Annotated in this window: 13 protein-coding genes and 1 tRNA gene; 6 read left to right on the top strand and 8 right to left on the bottom strand. The window is 62.5% G+C overall.

Going from position 1 to position 18872, the window contains the following annotated elements:
• Window positions 1-39 precede the first annotated feature (39 nt).
• The 4 genes from TM1040_RS13620 to TM1040_RS13605 form a co-directional block, all read right to left on the bottom strand.
• The gene (locus TM1040_RS13620; protein ID WP_011539166.1) at window positions 40-1407 is read right to left on the bottom strand and encodes a glutamine synthetase family protein; all 1368 of its coding nucleotides are present in this window, start codon (window positions 1405-1407) and stop codon (window positions 40-42) included.
• Window positions 1407-2087, bottom strand: a complete 681-nt coding sequence (locus tag TM1040_RS13615) for a type 1 glutamine amidotransferase (RefSeq protein WP_011539165.1) — start codon at window positions 2085-2087, stop codon at window positions 1407-1409. The genes TM1040_RS13620 and TM1040_RS13615 overlap by 1 nt, the downstream gene beginning before the upstream one ends.
• Window positions 2088-2142: 55 nt before the next feature.
• Window positions 2143-3462: a glutamine synthetase family protein gene (locus tag TM1040_RS13610; RefSeq protein ID WP_011539164.1), complete on the bottom strand. Its 1320-nt coding sequence runs from the start codon at window positions 3460-3462 to the stop codon at window positions 2143-2145.
• A 119-nt stretch (window positions 3463-3581) separates the two neighbouring features.
• On the bottom strand, window positions 3582-4316 hold the full coding sequence (locus TM1040_RS13605) for a CbiX/SirB N-terminal domain-containing protein (protein WP_011539163.1): 735 nt from the start codon (window positions 4314-4316) through the stop codon (window positions 3582-3584).
• 340 nt (window positions 4317-4656) lie between these two features.
• Between TM1040_RS13605 and TM1040_RS13600 the strand changes: the two genes are divergently transcribed.
• A tRNA-Gly gene (locus TM1040_RS13600) sits at window positions 4657-4730 on the top strand.
• A 300-nt stretch (window positions 4731-5030) separates the two neighbouring features.
• Here the strand turns inward: TM1040_RS13600 and TM1040_RS19785 are convergent.
• Window positions 5031-7634, bottom strand: a complete 2604-nt coding sequence (locus TM1040_RS19785) for a calcium-binding protein (protein ID WP_011539162.1) — start codon at window positions 7632-7634, stop codon at window positions 5031-5033.
• Between the two features lie 359 nt (window positions 7635-7993).
• Here TM1040_RS19785 and TM1040_RS20525 point away from each other — a divergent pair, with 359 nt between their 5' ends.
• Complete coding sequence (locus TM1040_RS20525; protein ID WP_011539161.1) at window positions 7994-8461, top strand: hypothetical protein; 468 nt, start codon at window positions 7994-7996, stop codon at window positions 8459-8461.
• Between the two features lie 235 nt (window positions 8462-8696).
• Here TM1040_RS20525 and TM1040_RS13580 read toward each other — a convergent pair whose 3' ends face one another.
• A complete protein-coding gene (locus TM1040_RS13580) occupies window positions 8697-10373 on the bottom strand; it encodes an alpha/beta hydrolase (RefSeq protein WP_011539160.1) in 1677 nt (558 codons plus the stop codon).
• A 239-nt stretch (window positions 10374-10612) separates the two neighbouring features.
• On the opposite strand from TM1040_RS13580, the gene TM1040_RS13575 reads away from it, so the two are divergent.
• Window positions 10613-11704, top strand: coding sequence for an alpha/beta hydrolase (locus TM1040_RS13575; RefSeq protein WP_011539159.1), 1092 nt, complete (start codon window positions 10613-10615; stop codon window positions 11702-11704).
• 52 nt (window positions 11705-11756) lie between these two features.
• Here TM1040_RS13575 and TM1040_RS13570 read toward each other — a convergent pair whose 3' ends face one another.
• Entirely contained in the window at window positions 11757-12254 is a 498-nt protein-coding gene (locus tag TM1040_RS13570; protein ID WP_011539158.1) for a hypothetical protein, read from the bottom strand.
• A gap of 229 nt (window positions 12255-12483) precedes the next feature.
• On the bottom strand, window positions 12484-13344 hold the full coding sequence (locus TM1040_RS13565) for an ABC transporter substrate-binding protein (protein ID WP_011539157.1): 861 nt from the start codon (window positions 13342-13344) through the stop codon (window positions 12484-12486).
• Between the two features lie 425 nt (window positions 13345-13769).
• On the opposite strand from TM1040_RS13565, the gene TM1040_RS13560 reads away from it, so the two are divergent.
• From TM1040_RS13560 to TM1040_RS13550, 3 genes are all read left to right on the top strand, one after another.
• A complete protein-coding gene (locus TM1040_RS13560; RefSeq protein WP_011539156.1) occupies window positions 13770-15572 on the top strand; it encodes an ABC transporter transmembrane domain-containing protein in 1803 nt (600 codons plus the stop codon).
• Between the two features lie 309 nt (window positions 15573-15881).
• Window positions 15882-17768: an acyl-CoA synthetase gene (locus tag TM1040_RS13555; protein WP_011539155.1), complete on the top strand. Its 1887-nt coding sequence runs from the start codon at window positions 15882-15884 to the stop codon at window positions 17766-17768.
• Window positions 17769-17907: 139 nt separating this feature from the next.
• Window positions 17908-18834 (top strand): alpha/beta hydrolase, encoded by a 927-nt coding sequence (locus TM1040_RS13550; protein WP_044027187.1) that lies wholly within the window; start codon window positions 17908-17910, stop codon window positions 18832-18834.
• Window positions 18835-18872 lie beyond the last annotated feature (38 nt).

The raw sequence follows: 18872 nt of genomic DNA, 5'->3' as shown, positions 1-18872 counted from the left end.
TAAAGCGCTGCGCCTTTGACCGGGCGCAGCGCTGATGGATCAGACGTTGAGCAACAGGTGCTCACGCTCCCACGGCGAGATCACTTGCAGGAACTCTTCGTATTCTGCGCGCTTCACCGTGCTGTAGACCCGGGCGAATTCGGGGCCGAGCACCTCGTGAAGCGCCTTGGACTCGTCAAAGAGATCGAGCGCCTGACCCATGACCTGCGGAAAGTCACCTTCGCCCTCATAGGCATCGCCTTTGAACTGGCGGGTGGGGCGGCGCTCTTCCATCAGGCCGAGGTAGCCGCAGGCCAGCGATACCGCGATACCGAGATAGGGGTTGCAATCCATCCCGGCGATGCGGTTTTCAACCCGGCGCGAGGCGGAACTGGAGAGCGGCACCCGAATGCCGGTGGTGCGGTTGTCGCGCGCCCATTCCAGATTGATCGGCGCGGCGTGGTTCTTCACATAGCGGCGATAGGAATTCACATAGGGCGCCATCACCGCGAGACCGGCAGGAAGGTGGTTCTGCAGCCCGCCGATAAAGTGATAAAACGCATCCGTTTCACCACCTTGGGGACCGGAAAAGATGTTCTCGCCGCTCTCGATGTCGATCACCGAGTGGTGGATATGCATGGCAGAGCCCGGCTCATCAGCGATCGGTTTTGCCATGAAGGTGGCAAAGCAATCATGGCGCAGCGCGGCCTCGCGGATCAGGCGTTTGAAGTAAAACACCTCATCGGCTAGCTTCACCGGCGAGCCATGGCGCAGGTTGATTTCCAGCTGCCCGGCACCGCCTTCCTGGGTGATGCCGTCGATTTCAAAGCCTTGCGCCTCGGCAAAATCATAGATGTCGTCGATGACGGGGCCAAATTCGTCCACCGCTGTCATCGAATAGGCCTGACGCGCCGCCGCCGGACGGCCAGAGCGGCCCATCATGGGCTGGATGTCGCGCGCGGGGTCGACGTTGCGGGCCACGAGATAGAATTCCATCTCCGGCGCCACCACGGGTTTCCAGCCCTGCGCCTCATAGAGGCTCACCACATGTTTCAGCACGTTGCGCGGGCTGAAGGGGATCGGGTTGCCGTCGCGGTCATAGGCATCGTGGATGACCTGCAGAGTCCAGTCGCCGGTCCAGGGGGCGGCGGTTGCGGTGCTCATGTCCGGGCGCAGCAGCATGTCCTTTTCGATCCAGCCGTCCTCGTCGGCGGCTTCGGCCCAATCCCCGGTGATGGTCTGATAAAAGATGCTGTCGGGCAGGTAAAAATAGTCCTGCTTGGCAAATTTCGACGCTGGCACCGCCTTGCCCCGGGCGATGCCCGGCAAGTCCGAGATAACGCATTCAACCTCGTCGAGACGACGGCCCTCCAGATAGGTCGTGGCAGCTTCGGGCAGTTTTTCCTGCCAGCGCGTCGGGGTCGGCATCAGGTCCTCACTTTCTTGAAGAAGTCGGCAATCTCTTGTGCAATTTGGGTGGAGTCGGTGGGGCGGTCGAGGGAGGCCTCGGCCGCGTTCAGCTGTGCGTCGGGGACCACGCCTTTGCCGCGCGTGCGCAAGAGCCCGTCGACAAAGGTGTTTTCAAATTCGGGATGCGGCTGCGAGGTCCAGATGTGGTCGCCATAGGCGAGAAAGGCATTGGCGCAAAAATCGCTCTCGCCGATCACGCGGGCCTCGGCGGGGCGTGTCACCACCTGGTCCTGGTGCCAGGCATTGAGTTCAACCGGCGCGCCATGCAGGCGGTATTGCGTGTGGCCCACGCTCCAGCCGCCGCTGAATTTTTCGACCTTGCCGCCAAGTGCCTGCGCGATGATCTGATGACCAAAACAGATGCCAACAAGGGGCATCTTCCGCGCGTGGATCTGGCGGATCAGATCCTCAAGCGGCGGGATCCAGTCGTGGTCTTCATAGGCACCGTGTTTGGAGCCGGTGATGAGCCAGCCATCCGCGGCCTCGGCGCCCTCGGGAAAGACACCATCCAGTACGGGATAGGTGTCAAAGCTGAAGCCATGCCCCGCAAGCAGCTTGCGAAACATCGCATCGTAATTGCCGGAGGTGGGCTTCAGTTCGTCGGGCGCGTGGCCGGTTTGCAGGATGCCGATCTTCATAAGTCACCAAATATGATCAAAACATGGACGTGAGACGCAAGGGGCGCTCCCCGCGTCATACGGCCTCCAGCCACGAGAGCCAATGGCTCTCGGGGGGGCGCTCGGCAAAGCCCTTGAGCTCTTGGCGCTTTGTCATCACCAGATTGCGGATCGCCATCGGCGGCAGGATGCGGGCGATGAGGGGGCTGTTTTCAAAGAGGTCGATCGCCTCGGCCCAGCTGCCCGCAAGCTGCGGCAGGCCGTCGATGTCATAGATATTGCCCTCAGAGGGCGGCGGCGGCGTGGCGCCATCCTCCATGCCGATGAGGGCTGCGCCCAGCACGGTGGCCAGCATCAAATAGGGGTTGATGTCGCCGCCGGAAACCCGGTGCTCAATCCGCCGCGCCTTCGGGCTGCCGCCGGGAATGCGGATGGCCGCAGTGCGGTTCTCATAGGCCCAGGCCGCCGAGGTCGGCGCATGGGCACCCGGCACCAGACGGTCGTAGGAATTGCCATGCGGGGCAAAAACAAGCGAGCTGTCGCGCATCGCGTTGATGCAGCCCGCCACGGCGGCGTGCAGGGCAGGCGTGCCCTCGGGGCCGCCATTGTCAAAGATATTGACGCCGTCTTTGTCCACCACCGAGAAATGCACGTGCATCCCATTGCCGGATTCCTCGGCATAGGGCTTGGCCATAAAGGTCGCGGCAAAGCCGTGCTTGCGTGCAACGCCTTTCACCAGCGCCTTAAAGAGCCAGGTATCATCGGCGGCGCGCATCGCGTCCTGATGGGTCAGGTTGATCTCGAACTGGCCCAGACCGGCCTCGGAAATTGCATCCTGCGCCGGGATGCCCATTGCCTCAGCGCCGTCATAGAGATCGGTAAAAAAGTCGTCATAGGCGTCCAGTTCGGCAATCGAGAGCACCGATTGCTGATCGAGCGCGCGCCCTGTGAGGGGGTCGATCGGGGGCAGGGGTTCGGTGCCCGCGTCATCGACAAGGATGAACTCAAGTTCGGTTGCGGCGGCGACCTGCCAGCCTTTTTCGGCGTAGCGGTCCAGCACATGCGCCAGCACCTGACGCGGATCGCCAAGGAAAGGGCGGCCATCTTCATGCACCATCTTCATCGGCACCAGCGCCGAGGGGGTCGCAAGCCACGGCATCGGCACCGCGCCGCGTTTGGTGGGCAGAAGGATGCCATCGGCATCGCCGGTTTCAAACACCAGCGGGCTGTCTTCGATGTCACGCCCCCAGATGTCGACGTTCAGAACCGAGAACGGCATCCGCGCCGAGCCTTCGCCCAGCTTTGCCGCCATGCCCGCAGGCAGTCGTTTGCCGCGCATCTGCCCGTTGAGATCACAGGCGGCGATGCGAATTGTCTTGAGCGCAGAGAGATCCATGCGCGTGCTCCTTGTCTTGCTGGAGACACATTGGCGTGAGCAGCGGGCGCTGGCAAGAGAATTTGATCAAAAATTATTCGCAAGACTGCGCCCTGCGCAAATATTGCGCTCGGCAGGGCTCAGGCAGCAGGTGGCGAAGAGAGCTCCGTTTCCGCGGCCCGTTCAATCGCATCTGCCATCAGTTTCGCCACCCCCGGCAACGCACCGAGGACCGGGAGCAGGTCACCTTCAAAGCCCGCCTCAGCAAGGGCCGCGGGAATGTCTTCACGCACATGCGCGCCGGTCTGTGCAAAGAACGGCAGGCACAGGGATTGCGCGCCGCAGTTGCGCGCGGCCTCGGCCACAAAGGGCGTCTCTTCGACAAATCCGGTGGTCAGGCGCAGCTCTGGCATCTGCGCGCGCAGGGTGCTGGCAAAGGCCTCGGCGGCCTCAGCCGCCTTGGGGCCACGGGCAGACCCATGGGCGGCCAGCAGCACCTCAGACTCCGCCACTTTCCAGCCGCGCGCGTGCAAGGCGCTGCGGATTGCGGCCACGGTGAGCGCCGGCAGCGCGGGGTCAAGCCCGAAGGGTGTTGCCATGCGGTAGCGCCAGCCCTTGAGCCTGCCGGGCAGCACCTTGCCGGTGAACCAGCCGCGCGCCATGAAAAACGGGTAAATCACCGCCCCATCCTCGCGCATGGCGGCCTCCAGAAATCCTTTGGAGGACAGGGTGGCCGAGCGCACCTCCCAATCGGGCAGGTGGTCCTGCACGGCAGCGGCCACCGCGGCAAGATGGATCTCGGGCGGGGGTGGCGCGGACGGCTGACCATGGGACGTGAGGATGGCGATGCGCGGGCGCGCGGAGTGTGCGGTCATGGCTGGCTGCTGGGGTCCGGTGGCTGAGAAATCGGGCGGGGTCGCGTGTTCCCTGAACCTAGGGTGCAACCGCAGGACGGGAAAGGGCAGGGGCACAAATACTTCGCGGGGGCCTGTCTGCGCGTTTCTGGCAGGCCTGTGTCTGCGCGGGTTGGCCTGCCCGAGATCCCTGCCGCGTCTGCTGGCCCGTGACCGTAGATGCGACCGACGCTACGAGCGCCGCGCAGCGCCTGCGTCTGCGCGATATGTGCTCTTGAGTGTTCATTGCCGATTGGGGATGAAAAATCCCGGATATGTGGTTGACGCCCCAAAAACCTTCACATAAATCACGGGCTACGAAGCGGGTATGGTGAAATGGTATCATAAGAGCCTTCCAAGCTTAAGGTGCGGGTTCGATTCCCGCTACCCGCTCCAAATTCTCTCTGAAATGGCTATACCGCTAACACGATAGCAGGGGCCAAGCAGCGATGCGCAGTGTGGTCCACGTGGGCATGCCCCATGAGGCCGCTGATGGGAACTCTGCGCGTGCCGCGTTTGGGCGTGGTGCTGCACCGAGGGGCACCCGGGGGGAAGGGGCGAGCCGCCTGATGCCCGGGGCAAACGGCCTCTGCCATTTGCCCCACACCCGCATTTGAAACCGTCTGCGTTTGATGCTGTCAGAGGGCGTTTTCGCCTTGTCTGATGCGCCAGACGGGATGCGCCTGTTGGCGCGGGTCAGACAAAGATGAAGGCGTCCACATTGAGGAAATCGGCGGAGGTTGCATCATTGTTGCGCAGCGGGTCCGAAGACCGAAAAGGCTGTGTCACGGAGATCGTGCCTTCCAGACCGTTGGTCCCGACGATATGGGCCTCGAGGTAGTCGCCATCGCTGCGCATGCGGTCAAAGGTGATATTGTCGATGCTCACACCTTCGCCCCAGATGTCCGACCGCACGACGATATAATCCTCTTCGCCGTATTGCCTGAAATCATTGAGCCGGATCCAGAGCGCATAATTCGGGTCGACGGGAGGCTGCCACACGAAATAGTCGTCTCCGGTCCCTCCGTAGTAGGTGAGGCTGGAATGCAGTTGCATGTCGATGATGTCATCACCGGCACCGGCGCGGACCTGTCCCCTGTACAAGTAGTTGTCCGCACGTCCGTCGTTGCTGATGAGGTCGGCGCCGGAGGTGCCAGAGATCAGATCGTACTGGAATGTGCCGTAGGAATCCAAAACGTAGCGTTCCCGTGTCGGCGTCCACTCCAGCGGCGTCAGGGTCTCGGCGAGGTATTCGTAGTAGGTTGCGGGGGTCCGGACTGCGACACCTTCGAGATCGACGAGATCCGCATCTTCGCTGCTGTCAAAGAAGATCGAGCGATCGCCGATGCCGTCCCCGTCAAAGTCGATGTCATAGCCCAAGCCATCCCCGCGCGTGCGGACGGAGGATGCGCCACCGCCCGCAAAACTGTCCTCGACGAAATAGCTGTCGATATTCAGCGCGGAGAGATCGAGGATATCCCCGTCGTCCATCGTGCCGCGGATGCGCAGATCCCGGTCACCCTCGGGGCCTGCGATGATGATCGTGTCGATGCCGCTTCCGGCCCTGACCACATCGCCATCAAAGCCCGTGGTGATCGTATCGTTGCCACTGCCGCCGATCAGTTTGTCGCGGCCTTCACCACCGTCCAGGACGTCATTGCCGCCGCCGCCTTTGAGCACGTCTCTGACATCGCCCCCGGACATGGTATCATTTCCGCGTCCGCCGATGAGCTTGTCACGCCCGCCGCCGCCGTTCAGCGCGTCGTTGCCGCCATTGCCTTTGAGCACATCCTTGCCGGCGCCACCGCTCAGGATGTCATGCCCGCCGCCGCCTTTGATGGTATCATTGCCACCATTGCCAATGAGCTGGTCCGCGCCCCCCCGTCCCACAATGAGATCTGCGCCGCCGCGCCCATCAAGGAAGTTTTCGCCTGCGGTGCCGGTCAGTCTCTCGTCTGAGCGGTTGCCGAGTTCCAGGGTTTCATAGCTACCGAGACTGACCCGCCAGTCCGCCGACCCGATGAAGTTCGAGTCCACTTCGAGCCAGGCTGCGCCGGTGTAGTTCGGCTGCCAGATCGCATAATCGGGGGCCCGCACGGTCTCGGTGGACACCGAGTTATGAAAGCTAGCGAACATCGAGAAGGGGCGGCCATCGCTGTAGTCGAAGCTGGCAACATAGTAGCGCCCCTCTTCGACACCGCCGACGATTTCCATCCAGTCGCGATCGCCAAAGGGTTCGGCGGCGCTGATCTCGTAATAGGGGTTCAGAGTGCCCGACTGCCAGCCCCCAACGGAGATCGTGCTTGGCGTGAGACGGTTGTTGCCGTGATCGTCATCGGTCGGAAGGATCTCGATCTCATATCCGCCGACGGAATATCCACCGGTTTGGTAGGGGCTGACTTCGCGATTGGGGTCATAGATGCTTTGGATTGAAACGCGCACGTCGATCTCTTCGCCCGGCTCGAGGAGAAGGCTGCCAAACCCATCTCCGATGCGCACAGAGGTGATCGTCTGCTCCACATCGCCGGTCGACATGCGGTCGACATCCGATTCAAGCGTCCAGGAGCTTGCGCCATTTTCCTCGCTGACGGTGACCCTGAACACCCCCGGGCTTTCGCCGGATTGTGCGCCGGTGGCGCCACGCACCACCACATCGTAATGGAAACCTGCGCGCAGGGTGAACAGATACTCGTCGACGTCCGGCGTACCTTCGAGATCCTCCAGCTCTCCGGTGATGATCCCGGAGGCGTCTTCTGGCGAAACCTCCAGGGCGTCTGGTCCCGTGCCGACGGTGTCGATCTGCGGCTGCGTTCCGGCGACATCGCCTTCGACGATGCGGATAAAGAAACTGCGGTCAGAGCCGGGCAGGTCGGACAGGTCCTCGCCGGTCCGATATTCCTGCAACCAGCCGTCAAATCGCACCGCCATGCGGACCAGCCCGCCATCATAAAGAGTGGTGATGAGCCTGTCGCCAGGATCCCAGTTGCGCACCGAATACCCGTCCTCGAGCGTCACCATCGTACCGTCGGGGGCGGAGAATCCGAACTCGGTATTATAGCCCGGCCAAGTCGGGGAGGGCAGCCAGAGGGATTGATCGATGGCGTCATTTGCCGCGATCACTTGGACCGTGTAGGTCGTGAAGGGGTCCGCGTAAAACTCGAAGTAGTCGTATTCGGGGTTGCCGAACGTGGCCGCCGCATCAAGCTCGGCCTGGGTCAGTCTGACTTCATACGGGCTGCCTACGTCCAGGCGCACGGCGCTGCCTGGGGTGTCGGCAAAAGAATCGTAAATCGTAGGCATGGGCCACTCACAACCGGTAAAATCGGAATCCTGAATATACCAAATTGTTCTGAATTTCTCGCAGAAATGGGCCGCTGCACAAAATTCGTGCACCAAAGTTGGCGGGGCGGTGCCGCGGTGCTGTCTGCGCAGAATGCGCCGCAGCGGTAGCCGTTCTCCTGGGCTGCCACGCAGGACTGCCGACGCTGCGCCCGGGGGCCGCGCGATGCGGTGGAAGAGCGATGTCCGGAGATGAGATCACGTCTTGATCACGGAATTGAGAGCCTCAGGAACAACATTGGATGTTGCGTGTTGGTGGGGTGTGACGAAGGCGCAAGCCTTTATAAACACACTGCGATCCTGAAAAGGAGGACAACACAATGAAACGTTTTGCACTGACCACCGCCGCAATCTCTGCCCTGATGGCTGCCCCGGCAATGGCCGATCTGAACACTGCGGCTGCGCAGACGTTCACTGAGATGAAAGAGGCCTATCCCGCGATCGACCGCAAGATCTTTGAGCAGGTCGACGTGAACAAGGACGGTGTCGCCGATATGGCAGAGGTTGATGCGGCCGAGCAGTCGGGCGTGCTGAACGATGACATGAGCGCAGCAGAGGCCACAGGCACCTACGACCCCTCGCCATATGGTGTGGAGGAAGCCGGTGCGCTGACCTTCGCTGAGCTGAAGGACGCCTATCCGTCGCTCACCAAGAAAGTCTTTGAAGAAGTCGACGCGAACAAAGACGGCGTCGCGGATATGGCGGAAATCGATGAGGCCGAGCTCTCTGATGTTCTGGAGCCGGGGATCGGGAACACGGCTGAAGGCCAGTCCTACAACCAAGGGTAACGCCCCCGGCTGGGCCACGGCGCAGAGCTGATGGCGCATACCAGAGATGCCCCCTCCCGCAATGGGAGGGGGCTTTTTGTTTGTCACGTTGCCACGCGTGCAGTGTGTCTGCGCGTTTGCCCCGAGCGGGGCGCCTTGCGTCGAGACCTGAGGCGAGAGAGCAGGAGTGCCGCCACCTGCTGTTTCGTCAGAACGCGACCGCGCGGGGGGCTGCGCCTGAGGGGCGACAAGGAGGCTAGCGGCGGGCGTTGGCGCAGCCTTGTTGGAAGCCGGTATTGCAATGCGCGATCAGGCGCGCGGTGTCCTCGGGGGACCAGTCTCGCGGCGCGGTGACTTGCAACCACGGTCCGATATAGTCGCGCGCATAATAGGCGTGCCCGTGGCCGGGTGGGGCACCAAAAGACAGCGCGATGTCGAGCGCGAGCTGGAACTGGGTCACGACGGGCATGAAGATGAAATGTTCCGTCATGTCTGCGGCGGGCGGATCCCGCATCCATGGCGGTGCGCGCCAGAGCGAGCGCGGATCATAAAACACAACGGGATCGCTGGAATACTGCAGGAAAACGATGCGCATCTCGCCCCACTCTGCCGCGGCCTCGGACGCATCTGCCGTGTGTGAGGCATAGCGGACCAGCGACCCGTCGCCGATTTCCGGCAGCACCCAGGGCGTGCCCGGATTGCGCCGGTTCTGGACATAATTCCAAAAGGTCGACGGAAAGGGGGGACCGGCCCAGAAGGCGCCGTCGATCGGATCGTTGAGCAGCCGGAACATGTTTGTGGCATGCATGGAGGACCAGGCCCCAAGGCTCAGCCCGTGGGCATAGAGACGGGGGCGTGCGTCGGCGGGGAGAGTCTTCCAGTATCCGTGCACGGCATCCTGCAGCGCGGTGGCCTGTTCAAGACCCGTGCGTGTCTCGAGGATCAGGGCGAGCGGCGACTGCAGGTAGGAATACTGCACGGCCACCGTCGCGATATTGCCACCATGCATGTATTCGACAGGGTCGTGGGATCCGGGATCCATCCAGCCCGTGCCGGTGGGGCTTGTCATGATCAGAACGTCGCGGGCAAAGGCGTCCTGCCGGATCAATTCGGCCAGCGCCAGTTCGGCGCGCGCCTCTGGCGTCTCTGCGCTGGCGCGGCCGACATAGACCCGGATCGGGTCGCGCGCGGGCTGGCCGGTGAAGGCCGAGATGTCCTCGGCGGTTGGACCGGAGCTGATGAAATCGCGCCCCGGCTTGCCGATGGATGCCCAGTCTACCAGCGAGGCGGCGCTGCCGGTCAGGTGTGGCGCAGCCGGGGGTGGTGGGGCTTTGTCGAACAGCTCTTGAGCGGCCTCGTAGCTTTCGTCGAGCCCGGTGACGAGCCGGTCGATAATGCCATCGCGCGTGCCCAAAAACAGGATCAGCACCACTGCGACGACCCCCAGCACATTGGCGCGCCGAGGCGGCATGATGCGATAAAACCACGACCGGATCAGGCGAAACAGCGCGGCGACGAGACGCCCGAGCGCAAAGGCGAGTGTAAACGTCGCAAGCGCGATCACGAGGATCGTGGCAAGCTGAAGCGCGTCTGCTTCTTCCATGCCCATCTTTGCGCGAATGTCGTTTTGCCATCTGAGGCTGGACCCCAGCACCCAGAGAAAGACCCCCGCAAGCACAATGGCGATCACCTGTGTGAGGCCTCTTTCTGCCCGCCGGGGCAACCGGGGGAGATCGGCCGCGCGCCACAGGAGGCCAACGATGTGACCGATCAGATAGCCGATGGCCATCACCAGCCCCCCAAGGATGCCCTGCGCCATTGGTCCGCGCGGGATCAAGGAGGGGGTCAGCGAGGCTGCAAAGCACAAAAGCCCCAAAAGGACGCAGGGGATGGAGACCTTGCCGGTGATCCTCGCGATCCGAGTGTTGTACATGTTGTGCCTCAAAACCCCGATTTGCTGCCCTCGGCGTGAGGGTGTCACAGCCACGCCGAAGGCGCAAAAGCCTTTCGCAGAGGGCTTTCATTTTTCAGGCCACTGCGTTTTCAGGCTGCGCGTCTGGTGCGGGGCCCGTTGGCATAGCTTGGCTGCGCGGGCAGGCGCTGTTGGCTGAGAACAACCCTAAGCTGCGAAAGAACTTTCTAGGTTGGATCAGTCTGACGTATAAGCGGAGCATGAAGACATTTCTGCCAGCCGTTGCCCGTTCGATATCTGTGATCCTCTGCCTTGGCGGTCCATTTGGCGTGATCCCCGCGCCACTGGCGGCCCAGTCTGAGGCTCAATCGGAGGCCCAATCTGAAACCCAGTCGGAGATTGAGGTTGCAGAGTTTCCCTATGTCACGCTCCGGAACCGGACCGGATCTGATGATCCGGCGGAGTTCTACGCAGGTGAGCGCAGTGATCCCAAAGCCGGCCGCTGTCGCGTCGAAGAACTCGACCTTGGCGTGCTTGCGCCCCTTGCCGGTGTCGCTCCGAATTTCCTGCGCGAGGAGCTGTTGCGCGTTCAGGCCATAGAGGAGGCCCCCACCGGCGCCATTCTGGACCAGCTCGAAGCGACCGCCGGGGCACAGGGGCCTGCGCTCTATGTCCATGGCTACTACATCAGTTTTGAAAAAGGCTGCCGCCGGGCTGCGCTGTTGCAGCAGAACGCGGACCTTGAGGGGCGGCTTTTGTGGTTCAGCTGGCCCTCGGATGGGGCCGCCGCCTATTACACGCACGATGAGGTCGATCTCTATTGGAGCCTGCCGGACCTCGCGGACACGATTATCGAATTACACGAGCGCTTTGGCCCCGGCGAGGTTGCGGTCATGGGGCACAGCCTCGGGGCGCGCGGGGTCGTGCTGGCGCTGGCCGAGGTGGCCAATCGGCGCCCCGATATGCAGCTGGGTCAGGTCGTGCTGCTGGCGCCGGATATGGACTTTGGGATCTTTGAACGCATCCTGCCACGCATTCGCCCAATCGCAGAAAACCTGACCATCTATGTCACCAGCGGTGACCGACCGCTTGCGCTTTCGGCGCAAGTGCATGGCTACCCGCGGCTCGGGGAGGCGGGAAACCCGGTGTCGCGTCTCACGGGCGTCGAGGTGATCGATCTGAGCGACTTGCCCAGCGAAGGCCCGACGGGGCACCTCTATCATATCTACAGCCAGATCGTGGGCGCGGATCTGAGCCGGCTTTTGCGCAGCGGCGAGGGGGCGTCCGAGCGTCCGGGCCTTGTGGCTCAGAGCAAAAACCTATGGCGCCTCAGGCCTGAAAAACGCGAGTAGTTGCGCAATCCCCGCGGGGCCAGCGCCAACAGGGCCTCAAGAGGCCAGCGCCTCAGTGGATGATGTGCTTGAGATTGGCGAGCAGCAGGCCGACCCCGCCGGCAAATCCCGCCCCAAGCAGTGCCGGGAGCAGGCGCCGATCCAGAACCCAACCGGCGCGCCCACCAAGAAGCGCCAGCAGTGTCACGCACATGACCTGAGACAGAAACAGGGCCGTTTCCTCGCCGATCCAGCCCTGCCAGGCCGCCAGAAACAGCGCGGTCGGCACATTGGCGACGGCAAGTGTCGGCGTGCTGTGGTGCCAGGCGGCGCGCCAGCTGCCGCGCGTCATGCGCTCTCGTGTGTCCAGCGCGTGCGAGAGAAGTTCGGCAAACGCCTTTGCCAGCGTGATGGCCAGGACCGAGCCGAACAACACGATGGCGGTTTCCAGCGGCGGGGTCGGGTGACCGCCCTGTGCCAGCATGATGCTCAGCACCATGATCGCACCGTAGATGATGCCAAATGCCGCCTTGTCGAAGCGCTGCCAGCCACTGGTTGTCCCGTCGCTCATGATCTGTCCTCCTCGTGCGCCTCCGCGCTATGAGCAAGCATTGCACGATCGGCCATGATCGGGCCACCGGGTTTCCAGCCCTTCCAAACCAAAGGCGGAGGCATCTGCCCCCGCCTTTTCCTGCAGTTAGTCAGCTTTCCGTGCCATGACCGATGATGTTTGAACCCTACCGCCGCCGCATACGACAGGCGCAGGGTCCTCGCCCCGGGCGCTGTTGGTCCCGTTGGGATCAGCGCCCATGCCAGAGATGATCCGGCAGGTTCGAGATCTCTTCGGGCAGCAGCGGATTGGGGATGTCGAAGCGAAGGCGGTTGTCGATCTGTGCCTGCTCAAACACCGACTGGATATTGGGGTGGCTGTTGAAGTGCGCCATGAAGCTGCCGTCTTCATAAGCGCGCTCCAGCCCCTGCAGAATGATGTCCGCGCGTTCCTGATCCTCGGGCCCTGTAAAAAAGAACGTATCGAAGGGATAGACGATCATCAGGCTGCTATCCACGCGCAGGTTCGGGTGGCTCTCGGACCGCTTTGTCACCTCCGCAAAGGGCTCTGCCACGCCGCGCGCGTAGCCCTGAACCCGGCCCTTGTCCGTCATGGTGAAGAGGTTTTCATAGGCTGCGGCGCTGACGTTCAGACCCGCGCTTTCGAGGATTTCGGTATCCGGCCATCCGGTGCCGGAGCCGATGCGAATTTTCTTCAGATCCTCAAATGTTTCGACAGTCTGCAATGCGGGCAGGCTGTCTTCGTTCGAGATCAGGATGCGATGGCCAAGGAGGCCGCGCTGCAATGGGATCGGGACGATCGTCAGGCTTTCGTAGCGTTCCTTGCTGACGCCAGAGAAGATGACGTCGAACTCCTCGGAGCCGGCAGCCAGCTGCGCCAGCAGGCGGGTCTGGTTGGAATTGCCCGGGTCAACGAGGGTAAGCGTATGATCTCCATCCGCCTTGGAGAGCGCCAGCTCCATCAGCTCGAGCTCGTAGGAGTGACGGTCTTTATCAAGTCCGGATGCGGTGATCCTGAACTCCAGCGCCGAAACACTGCTGGCGAAGGCCGCGATTGAGAAGATAGCTTTGATTGCAACAGAACGAAACACGTGTGTGTCCTCCACTAGGTATGTGGCGCTTCGTTAGCGCAAACACATTAAGCGGTGGTGAATACAGGCGTGGCAGGCCCGCGTCGATCAGCTTTTACCGATCCGCAAAATCACTTGCCCATGCCGCCTTGGGACATCTGTGGCGGGATGTTTCATGTAAGCTATTGAATTTATTCAGACACTCTTCTCGCCACAGGGCGCAATAACTGATCGTTGGCTCAGGGCGCTTGCGGGCGGGTGGGGCAGGAACTGCTCTGGGCAGTCAAAAGGCCCGATCTTTCATGCGCTTGTACGGTCAAGCTGCGGCGATTGTTCTCGGGTCTTGCCGCAATGCAGCCTTGACCTGCCCTTGGTGCGGGGCCATGACACGCAGTTGACGGGCGCGCTCTGCGTGCCGGACGCGGAGGACGAGCAAAGGAGCGCTCATGGCACGAGGTGCAGTGCAGAATACGGCCAGCAACGAGGAACGCGAGACCTCGCGCAGGATCGGAGTCCTGAAGGCGCTTTGGCCGTTCATGCGTCCGTATCGTGGCTTGATCTTTGCCGCGCTGGCTGCGCTCACCCTGACGGCAGGCGTGTCGCTGTCGCTGCCGCTGGCGGTGCGCCGGGTGGTGGACAACTTCCGCATCACCGATGCCGCATTGCTGAACCAGTATTTTACGGCTGCGATGATCATGGCGGCGCTGCTCGCGCTGGGCACGGGGATACGCTATGCGCTGGTGACCAAGCTGGGCGAGCGGGTGGTGGCCGATATCCGCAAGGCGGTGTTTGACCGCATCATCGGCATGAGCCCCGCGTTTTTCGAGCGTATCATGACGGGCGAGGTGCTGAGCCGGATCACCACCGATACCACGCTCATTCAGTCGGTGCTTGGGTCTTCTGCATCCATTGCGCTGCGCAACCTGTTGATTTTCCTCGGTGGTCTGGTGCTGATGCTGCTCACCTCGGCCAAGCTCACGGCGATGGTTCTGCTGATCGTGCCGGCGGTGATCGTGCCGATCCTGTTTCTGGGGCGGCGTCTGCGGGTGATCTCGCGGGAGAACCAGGACTGGATCGCGGCCTCGTCGGGGAATGCGGGCGAGTCGCTGGGCGCGGTGCAGACCGTGCAGGCCTTTACCCATGAGGACCTGAGCCGGGCGCATTTTTCCGAGATGACAGAAACCTCCTATGAGGTCTCCAAGCGGCGCATCCAGACCCGCGCATTGCTGACGGTGATCGTGATCTTTCTGGTGTTTTCGGGCGTTGTTGGCGTCTTGTGGATCGGGGCCAACGACGTGCGCTTTGGCTCCATGAGCGAAGGCGCTCTGGTGCAGTTCGTGATCTATGCCGTGATGGTGGCGGGCTCCGTGGCGGCGCTCTCGGAGATCTGGAGCGAGTTGCAGCGTGCCGCAGGCGCGACGGAGCGGCTGGTGGAGCTGTTGCAGGCCGAGGACAGCGTGCGCGACCCTGAGGTGGCGCAGGTGCTGCCAGAGCCTGTGCGCGGTGAGCTGACTTTTGACACCGTGTCCTTCACCTATCCCTCGCGGCCGGACGTCTCGGCGCTGGATCAGGTGAGCCTCACCATCGCGCCGGGCGAGACCGTGGCCTTTGTCGGCCCGTCGGGGGCGGGCAAGACCACGATCATTCAGATGATCCAGCGGTTCTACGATCCGCAATCGGGCGAGGTGCGTCTGGACGGTGTGCCGCTGCAGGCGCTGGCGCGCGATGATTTCCGCCGCCACATCGCGCTGGTGCCGCAAGATCCGGTGATCTTTGCTGCCACCGCGCGCGACAATATCCGTTTTGGCCGTCCCGATGCGAGCGACGCCGAGGTCGAGGCCGCCGCCAAGGCCGCTGCCGCGCATGACTTCATCATGAAGCTGCCCGAAGGCTATGATGCCTATGTGGGCGAGCGCGGGGTGATGCTGTCGGGCGGGCAGAAACAGCGCATTGCGATTGCGCGGGCGATCCTGCGCGACGCGCCTGTGCTGCTTCTGGATGAGGCGACCTCGGCGCTGGATGCCGAGAGCGAGCGTCTGGTGCAGGCCGCGTTTGAGGACCTGAGCCGGGATCGCACCACCATTGTGGTGGCGCACCGTCTGGCGACGGTCAAAAAGGCCGACCGGATCGTGGTGATGGATCAGGGCCGCATTGTTGCGGTGGGCACCCATGAGAGCCTGGTGGCCGAGGGCGGGCTTTATGCGCGCCTCGCGCGGCTGCAGTTCACCGACGGGCAGGCGCAGGGGTAACCCGCAGGCAACCCGGCGCTTTGCCCCCGGCAGAGAGACTGCGAGAGCGGTGTCGCGCGGGGGCATCCGCCGGGCGGATCAAAATGGCGCAGCGTCACATTGCGCCTTACCTTAGGTGAATTTGCCGTCTCGCTTGCGTGGTCTTTAAATTCCAATCATCTTGGTCCAGAGGACGATCACAAGGCCTTGGCGCATGGTCTGGGGCCTCTCGACCACGATGTCGGAGGGGGCTGAGCTGCGCCGGGGCCATAAAATTTGAAGATTGGGGGCGCCTTGCATCGCGCGAGACGCTTCAGGGGAGGAAATCGAATGGCTTTTGCAACTGTGGCAGATGTCGCGGCGATCGAGCAGGAATGCACCTGGCAGGAGCGCGACATCCCGCGCACGCTTTATGGTCTGTTGTCACGCACGGCGGAGCGGTTCCCGAACAATCCCGCCGTCAGCTACCAGATCTTTTCCGGTCCCACGGACAAGGCGGAGACGCTGACCTGGCGCGAGCTCAAGGCCAAGACCTGTCAGGCGGCCAACCTGTTTCGCTCGCTCGGGATCGGAGAAAAGGACGTGGTGGCCTATGTGCTGCCCAATTCCAACGAGACGCTGATCACGCTGTTGGGCGGTGCGGTGGCGGGGATCGTGAACCCGATCAACCCGCTTCTTGAACCCGAACAGATCGCGTCGATCCTGCGCGAGACCGGCGCCAAGGTGGTGGTGACGCTCAAAGGGTTTCCCAAGACCGACGTGCCGCAAAAAGTGGCCGAGGCGGTGGCCCATGCGCCCAATGTCAAAACCGTGCTGGAGGTGGATCTCAACCGTTATTTGACGCCGCCGAAATCCTGGATCGTCCCGCTCATTCGCCCCAAGGTGAACAAGGCCCATGCCCATGCGGACTACAAGAATTTCAACCGCGAGTTGGCAAAGCAGCCGACAGAGCTGGCCTTTGCCGACAGCGAAGGCGACCGGGTGGCCTGCTATTTCCACACCGGCGGCACCACCGGCATGCCCAAGGTGGCGCAGCATACCTATGAGGGGCTGATCTACAACGGCTGGCTCGGACATACGCTGCTGTTCTCGGAAGAGGACAACATCATGTGTCCGCTGCCGCTGTTCCATGTCTTTGCCTGCCATGTGATCGTGATGGCGGCGGTGTCCTCTGGCGCGCATGTGGTGTTCCCGACCCCGCAGGGCTATCGCGGCGAGGGGGTGTTCGACAATTTCTGGAAGCTCTGCGAGCGCTGGAAGATCACCTTTATCATCACTGTGCCCACGGCCATCTCGGCCAAGATGCAGCGCCCGGTGAACGCTGATGTCTCGACGGTGAAGACCGCGTTTTCGGGCTCAGCACCGCTGCCGCTCGAGCTCTTCCGGCGCTTTGAAGAAGCGACAGGCATCACCATTGTCGAGGGCTATGGTCTCACGGAGGCGACCTGTCTTGTGTCCTGCAACCCGGTTGAAGGCGAAAAGAAAGTCGGCTCCATCGGCATTCCCTTCCCCTATTGCGATATCAAAATCGTCAAAGGCACACCGGAGGGGCTGCAAGAATGTGGCGCGGATGAGATCGGCGAGATCTGCGTCCAGACGCCGGGCGTTTTTGCCGGCAATACCTATACCGAGACCGACAAGAACATCGACCTCTATTATCAGGACACCCATCTGCGCACCGGCGATCTGGGGCGGGTCGATCCCGACGGCTATCTCTGGATCACCGGACGGGCCAAGGATCTGATCATTCGCGGCGGCCACAATATCGACCCTGCCGACATCGAAGAGGCGCTTCTGGGCCATGATGCGGTGGCCTTTGCCGGGGCGATCGGCCAGCCGGATGCGCATTCGGGCGAGCTGCCCTGCGCCTTTGTGGAACTGGTGGATGGCGCCTCTGCCACAGAGCAGGAGCTTTTGGATTACTGCAAGCGCCATGTGCGCGAGCGCGCCGCGATCCCGAAGCACATGACCATCCTGCCGGAACTGCCCAAGACTGCTGTCGGCAAGATCTTCAAACCGGATCTGCGCCGCCATGCGATCACGCGCATCTATGACGGCGCACTCAAGGACGCAGGTCTTGCGGCGCGTGTGACCTCGGTCAGCGATGACAAGAAGCGCGGTCTTGTCGCTCAGGTCAGCCTGAACGGCAGTGACACAGCGGCGGTGGGCGAGGTGCTCTCGGTCTACACCCGCCCGTGGGAAGAGGCCAAAGGCTGATCCCCCCCCGATCGAGACACAGAAAAGCACGCCGCGTCTGGCGTGCTTTTTTCATTTTGCCGTTTTCAACGGGGCTGCGCGGTCCTAGGCTCGAAGGAGAGAGACGACGCCTGCGAAGATGTCAGAGACGGTGAATGTGATGGACTATGAAAAACTGATCGACGAAGAGACGTGGAATTTCATCCGGGAGACGGGGCGCCACTACCCCGACGACACGGTGGATTTGACGATCGACGATCAGCGCGCGGTCTATAACAAGATGGCCGCTGCCTTTCGCAAACCCCGCGCCGAGGTGGTGGATGTCACCGAGCGCAGCGTCGGGCGCGTTTTGGTGCGGATCTATGAGGCGGGCGATCCGACCCGCACGGTGATGTATTGCCACGGGGGCGGCTTTGTGGTGGGCGATCTCAACAGCCATGATGACGTCTGTTCCGAGATTTGCGAGCAGACCGGCTATCGCGTGGTGTCGGTGGATTACCGGCTGGCGCCCGAGCACAAGCATCCCGCCCAGTTCGAGGACGCCTGGACGGTGCTGGACTGGATCTGCGAGACCTATCCGGGGGGCGTGGTGCTGGCGGGAGACAGCGCGGGGGCGATGCTCTCTGCCTGTGTGGCGCATCACGCGCGGGGACGTCACGAGGGCGTGCTGGGGCAGGTGCTGATCTATCCGGGGCTCGGGGGCGACCACGCCTTGCCCTCTTATCGCGAACATGCGCAGGCGCCGATGCTGACGCTTGAGGATGTGAAATACTACGCCGATGTGCGCGCGGATGGCACGCCGGTCGAGAATGATCCGACCTATGCGCCGCTTCAGGACGATGATTTTGCAGGGCTGCCGCCCACGGTGATGTTCTCTGCCGATTGCGATCCGCTGCGGGACGATTGCCTCGTTTATCGCGATGCGATCCACGCGGCTGGCGGTCTGGCGGAGTGGATCAATGAGGCGGGGCTGGTGCATGGCTATCTGCGCGCCCGTCACAGCGTCGGCCGGGCGCGCGACGGTTTTGAACGTATCGTGCTGGCAATCGAAGGTCTCGGACAGGAGATCTGGCCCTACGACGACTGAGGCGCCTGCAGGAAGGGGTGCGCGTGACGAAGCGCTGT

It is taken from the genome of Ruegeria sp. TM1040 (assembly GCF_000014065.1).
Lineage (GTDB): Bacteria > Pseudomonadota > Alphaproteobacteria > Rhodobacterales > Rhodobacteraceae > Epibacterium.
This window is presented reverse-complemented; position numbering and strand designations above follow the sequence as displayed.

Coding starts and splice junctions, on each gene's coding strand:
- TM1040_RS13620 (WP_011539166.1), bottom strand. CDS start 1,407: ATGCCGACCCCGACGCGCTGGCAGGAAAAACTGCCCGAAGCTGCCACG.
- TM1040_RS13615 (WP_011539165.1), bottom strand. CDS start 2,087: ATGAAGATCGGCATCCTGCAAACCGGCCACGCGCCCGACGAACTGAAG.
- TM1040_RS13610 (WP_011539164.1), bottom strand. CDS start 3,462: ATGGATCTCTCTGCGCTCAAGACAATTCGCATCGCCGCCTGTGATCTC.
- TM1040_RS13605 (WP_011539163.1), bottom strand. CDS start 4,316: ATGACCGCACACTCCGCGCGCCCGCGCATCGCCATCCTCACGTCCCAT.
- TM1040_RS19785 (WP_011539162.1), bottom strand. CDS start 7,634: ATGCCTACGATTTACGATTCTTTTGCCGACACCCCAGGCAGCGCCGTG.
- TM1040_RS20525 (WP_011539161.1), top strand. CDS start 7,994: ATGAAACGTTTTGCACTGACCACCGCCGCAATCTCTGCCCTGATGGCT.
- TM1040_RS13580 (WP_011539160.1), bottom strand. CDS start 10,373: ATGTACAACACTCGGATCGCGAGGATCACCGGCAAGGTCTCCATCCCC.
- TM1040_RS13575 (WP_011539159.1), top strand. CDS start 10,613: ATGAAGACATTTCTGCCAGCCGTTGCCCGTTCGATATCTGTGATCCTC.
- TM1040_RS13570 (WP_011539158.1), bottom strand. CDS start 12,254: ATGAGCGACGGGACAACCAGTGGCTGGCAGCGCTTCGACAAGGCGGCA.
- TM1040_RS13560 (WP_011539156.1), top strand. CDS start 13,770: ATGGCACGAGGTGCAGTGCAGAATACGGCCAGCAACGAGGAACGCGAG.
- TM1040_RS13555 (WP_011539155.1), top strand. CDS start 15,882: ATGGCTTTTGCAACTGTGGCAGATGTCGCGGCGATCGAGCAGGAATGC.
- TM1040_RS13550 (WP_044027187.1), top strand. CDS start 17,908: ATGGACTATGAAAAACTGATCGACGAAGAGACGTGGAATTTCATCCGG.